Here is a 4879-nt window from a genome sequence, read left to right on the forward strand (position 1 = left end):
AAAATATTTGGGCAAGAGAGTTAAAAGAGGATTGTTTAGAAGTTCGTCAGGTTATCTCTATGGAGCAGATATTAATGGTTCATTAAATATAGGGAGAAAGGTAGTCGGAGAGGTTGCATTTAGCAAGAATCCGATAGAGAGACTTGTAGTTAGCCCTGTACGGTTCAAAGCGTACAAAGCTGATTCAAAGTGCGACGTTTGCGTACAGAATTAGTAACTATGGATAACTCTTAGACTAATTAATTCGGGACTCACATCACAATATAGACTATGGCTTACTATTGGTTTAAAGCATTTCACCTGATTGGGGTAGTTGTTTGGTTTGCGGGACTATTTTATTTAGTACGTTTGTTTGTCTATCATGGGGAGGCAGCAACAGAAACGGAACCCGCACAAGCTATTCTGAAAGCACAATACGAGATCATGGAGAAGCGACTCTACAATATCATTACCACACCGGGGATGATTGTCACCGTGGCCATGGCGATCGGTTTAATCTCCACAGAACCGGAAATTTTAAAATCGGGATGGTTACATATTAAATTATCCTTTGTGGCTCTTTTACTGCTCTATCATTTCTACTGTGGTCGCATCATGAAAAAGCTAGAAAAAGGGGAATGTAATTGGACGGGACAGCAATTTCGGGCGTTAAATGAAGCACCAACCCTGTTATTGGTAGTTATTGTCCTTTTGGCAGTATTTAAGAATCAATTACCCCTCGATTTGACCACTTGGTTAATTGTAGCTTTAGTGGTATTAATGGCGGTGACAATCCAACTTTATGCTAAAAAACGTCGCAAAGATCAAGAAAAACTTCGGCAAAATACTCCCCAAAAAGAAGAAGTAGCGACCAGGTAAATTATCTCAATCATTCCCTAGGTTTCTAGGATAACAGTTAAGAGTGGTTTGACAGCTGTGGGATGGTCTTTTTAGTCCATCCCAATTGTATAGGTAGCAACGTTTAGCTTTTAGCTTTTTGGCTTTTTGCTATTTTTGAGCTTATACAAAAACTATTTTTAATAGTGTGATGAACTCCCAAGCTATGGATTGTTTCTCCCTGCTCCGGCGCTCCGCTGCTCCCCTATACCTTTTAAACAGGATTTAGTAAGCTAAACGGCTTTTACTTCGGATCACCGATATAGACTCCAAAAGGGTTATAGCTATTGGATCATGCAGGTTAAGCGCCGTTTAGCTTATAAACCTCTTGCGAACAGCAAACCCTAAATAAAAACAATCTCCTGACGACCGAATCCTGACGACCGAATCCTGACTCCTAACCCTAACAACAATTTTTGATTTTTCCAAGAGGTTCTATGAATAGTTGCTGGATAGATTGGGAAAAAATAACTAGAGATTTTCTGAGTTCCCGCAAGCTCAGACAAGTTGCTGAATTGCGAGGATTCTATCGAGTTAATCCCTCTGGTATTCCTAGAATTCCCCCCGATTTGGAATTGAGAGACTACCAAAATACAGCGATTATCAGTTGGTTTCGTAATCGGGGACGGGGAACTTTAAAAATGGCCACCGGCAGCGGTAAAACTATTACTGCTTTAGCTATTGCCATGGAACTTTACCAAGCGATAGAACTGCAAGTATTATTAGTAATTTGCCCCTATCGTCACCTAGTCAATCAATGGCAACGAGAAGCGGAAAAATTTAATCTTAAACCGATTTTAGCCTACGAAAGTGTCCATACATGGCAAAGTCAACTAGCCACAGAGTTATATAATGTGCAAGCGGGTAATCAAAAATTTGTCACTATTTTAACTACTAACTCAACTTTTATTAGCGAGGGTTTTCAATCACAAATAAAATTTTTCCCCGATAAAACTTTAATCGTTGGTGATGAAGCACATAATTTAGGTTCCCCCCGATTAGAAGAATTATTACCCCGTTCTTTAGGTCTAAGATTGGCTTTATCCGCTACTCCTGAAAGATATTTTGATGAGGAAGGAACTGACGCTATTCTTGATTATTTTGGGCAAATTCTACAACCAGAATTTACCCTAGCTGATGCTATTAGTAAAGGAGCTTTAGTCAATTATTTTTATTATCCAGTCTTGGTTGAGTTAACCGACGGTGAGGCTTTATTATACGCAAAATTAACCCAAAGAATCGGCTGGACTTTGCAGAAAAATAGTAATTTCAATGGTAATGAAAACCTCACCGCTTTGTTAATGCAAAGGTCACGATTAGTTGGTTCAGCAAGTAATAAATTACAGGCTTTACAACAACTGATGCAAGAGCGTTTAGATACGGATCATACTTTATTTTATTGTGGGGATGGTTATGTGGAAAATTATACTGCTAATTATCGTCGTCAAGTAGAGGCAGTTACTCATTTATTGGGCAATCAATTAGGTTATCGAGTTGCTACCTACACCGCAGAAACTTCCCTAGAAGAACGAGAAAAAATTCGCCAACAATTTGAGGAGGGTTATCTACAAGGATTAGTGGCAATTAGATGTTTAGATGAGGGAGTAGATCTGCCATCAATTCAAAACGCAGTCATTCTGGCTAGTAGTAGTAATCCTCGACAATTTATTCAGCGTCGCGGGCGAATATTGCGCCCCCATCCCGATAAAAAACAGGCCACTTTATTTGATATGATCGTTATGCCACCGACCTTAGATCGAGAAACTTGGGAAGTAGAAAGGAATTTATTACGCAAGGAATTAAAACGCTTTCTAGAGTTTGCCCAATTAGCTATTAATGCTCAAGAAGCTGAGACTAAATTAGGGGAGATTCAAGATAGATATTGTCTTTTGTCTAATTAAAACCTGAAAAATTAAATCTTGGCAGCTTTTATGCTAGAATAGAAGTTAGTCAAGAATTGATCTGAAAGTCAAGATTGATCGCCGAGAAAAATTAACCCAACCGAATAGCGATCAATAAAGTTGTATAATTTTCTTTCCTCTACTTCTAAACTTCTATGTCTCCCCGTCAACAACCCCGTCGCATTGCTCGAGAACTTGCCCTTTTGAGTTTAAGTCAGATTAAAGGCAATCCTGAAAACCTAGAACAGCAAACTTTAAACGATTTAATTTTAGTCGCAGTTAGAACCTTAACCCTGGAAATTCAAGAAACCTTAGAAACCGCTGCTGCCGAAATTAGTCGCGGCAATGAACGGATTCTCGCTAGTGATACTAAGGCCACAAATCTAAAAAGCGCCCAAACTATGGTACAAGAAGCAATTTCTCTTACTCACAATGCCATTAATCGTTTAGGAACCGTGATAGATTTTCCCGAAATTGTTCAGTTATCTAGTCAGTACGAAGTGCGGGAATATGCCCTAGAATTAATCGGTACAGTCTATCGTCGTCGTGCGGAAATCGAACAGGAATTAACCGGCGCTTTAGTGGATTGGCAACTACGTCGTTTACCAAGAATCGATCGGGATATCCTCCAAATTGCCGTGGCAGAAATGCTCTATCTCGATCTACCTCAAAAAGTAGCGATTAATGAAGCAATCGAATTAGCAAAACGTTATTCTGATGATGAAGGTTATCGCTTTATTAATGGCGTTCTCCGACGGGTAACGAATAAGCTAAACGAATCAGAAAAAGCCGTATCCACCCAGAGTTAACCACGAAAGAAATTAATACTACAATGACCACATTTTATAGGGATATTCCTGTAAATTGATATTGTAGTATCGCTCATCTCCCGTGACTTCTTCGCCGATCCAATCAGGAATAGTAATGACTTGATCCTCTTGTTCTAACTCAATTTCAGCCATAATCAAACCTTGATTATCCCCTAAAAATTCATCAACTTCCCAAGTTAAATTATCCAGAGAAATGCGATAACGAATCTTTTCAATTAAAGGTTTTTTACAGAGTTTTTCTAACATGAGCTCCGCATCTTCTAGGGGAATTGCATACTCGAATTCTGGGCGACTAATCCCCTCAGTCTTGCCTTTAATGGTTAAATAGCCCCGATCTCCAACTACACGAACTCGCACAGTTGTCAATCCCTCTTGGGTAGGAATATATCCCTGACGATACAACTTGCTGGTCGCAAGCGATCGCCAAGAATCCCCTTTAACCAGAAACTTCCGTTCAATTTCAACAGTCATAAGCTTTTGATGGCAATAAATTTAAGCCGTAGCCACGGCAGCAGCTTGGGTTCCTAGTTGAATTAACTCGATCTTGTAGCCATTAGGATCTTCCACAAAAGCAATCACGGTAGAACCGTGTTTCATCGGGCCTGGTTCCCGGGTGACATTGCCACCAAGAGCTTTAATTTTCTCACAGGTGCTATAGATATCATCCACCCCCAGGGCAATATGACCGTAAGCATTACCGACTTCATAGCGATCGACTCCCCAATTATAGGTCAGTTCGATGACAGCATGATTAGCTTCATCGCCATAACCGACGAAAGCGAGGGTAAATTGACCATTGGGATAGTCTTTCTGGCGCAGTAACTTCATTCCTAGCACATCGCAGTAAAATTGTAGAGATTCCTGCAAGTTATTGACCCGGAGCATGGTGTGTAAGAGACGCATGATTATTTTTAGATGACATCGATGGAAAAATTACCTAAAATGTCGGATGAATGCCCCCGCTAAATTTTTCGACAAGACATCAACCTTTGCGGGGGATGAAATCCGACCAGGATATTGACGGCGAAGCACGATTTTAATTCTACCATTTGTAGGTAAACTGTGTTTTAACGGAGGCAGGGGGCAGGAGGCAGGGGGCAGGAGGCAGGGGGCAGGAGGCAGGGGGCAGGAGGCAGGAGGCCGTTTTTGTAACGGGGATTTATGCCCCGCTCCAAAAACTTTTCACCTTAAAAGGCGAGGTTTTAGACCCGATTTTTTCGATAATTAATTTAACCAAGGGTCGAGGATTGTTAGATGCTAGTCGTAGAAGCC

Annotated in this window: 5 protein-coding genes and 1 pseudogene; 4 read left to right on the forward strand and 2 right to left on the reverse strand. The window is 40.6% G+C overall.

Translation table 11 applies throughout. The features are described 5' to 3' along the window. The 4 genes and pseudogenes from IM322_RS07935 to nusB all read left to right on the forward strand — a co-directional run. Positions 1–214: pseudogene (locus IM322_RS07935) on the forward strand (RNA-guided endonuclease InsQ/TnpB family protein); the annotation flags it as partial. Between the two features lie 56 nt (positions 215–270). Then, positions 271–858 carry a protoporphyrinogen oxidase HemJ gene (gene hemJ, locus IM322_RS07940; protein ID WP_286824591.1) on the forward strand — a complete coding sequence of 196 codons (588 nt, stop codon included), beginning with the start codon at positions 271–273 and terminating at the stop codon, positions 856–858. 455 nt (positions 859–1313) lie between these two features. Next, a complete protein-coding gene (locus IM322_RS07945; RefSeq protein ID WP_287674229.1) occupies positions 1314–2777 on the forward strand; it encodes a DNA phosphorothioation system restriction enzyme in 1464 nt (487 codons plus the stop codon). A gap of 155 nt (positions 2778–2932) precedes the next feature. Then, the gene (gene nusB / locus IM322_RS07950; protein WP_287674228.1) at positions 2933–3586 is read left to right on the forward strand and encodes a transcription antitermination factor NusB; all 654 of its coding nucleotides are present in this window, start codon (positions 2933–2935) and stop codon (positions 3584–3586) included. An 18-nt stretch (positions 3587–3604) separates the two neighbouring features. Here the strand turns inward: nusB and IM322_RS07955 are convergent, their stop codons facing one another. Then, positions 3605–4078, reverse strand: coding sequence for a CYTH domain-containing protein (locus IM322_RS07955; RefSeq protein WP_287674226.1), 474 nt, complete (start codon positions 4076–4078; stop codon positions 3605–3607). A gap of 21 nt (positions 4079–4099) precedes the next feature. Further along, complete coding sequence (gene gloA / locus IM322_RS07960) at positions 4100–4510, reverse strand: lactoylglutathione lyase (RefSeq protein WP_002796773.1); 411 nt, start codon at positions 4508–4510, stop codon at positions 4100–4102. Positions 4511–4879 lie beyond the last annotated feature (369 nt).

This window comes from Microcystis sp. M109S1 (assembly GCF_020247025.1).
Taxonomy (GTDB): domain Bacteria; phylum Cyanobacteriota; class Cyanobacteriia; order Cyanobacteriales; family Microcystaceae; genus Microcystis.

Bases quoted from the DNA above. Each gene is read 5' to 3' on its own strand.
- IM322_RS07945 (WP_287674229.1), top strand. From the start codon at position 1,314: ATGAATAGTTGCTGGATAGATTGGGAAAAAATAACTAGAGATTTTCTG.
- hemJ (WP_286824591.1), top strand. From the start codon at position 271: ATGGCTTACTATTGGTTTAAAGCATTTCACCTGATTGGGGTAGTTGTT.
- IM322_RS07955 (WP_287674226.1), bottom strand. From the start codon at position 4,078: ATGACTGTTGAAATTGAACGGAAGTTTCTGGTTAAAGGGGATTCTTGG.
- nusB (WP_287674228.1), top strand. From the start codon at position 2,933: ATGTCTCCCCGTCAACAACCCCGTCGCATTGCTCGAGAACTTGCCCTT.
- gloA (WP_002796773.1), bottom strand. From the start codon at position 4,510: ATGCGTCTCTTACACACCATGCTCCGGGTCAATAACTTGCAGGAATCT.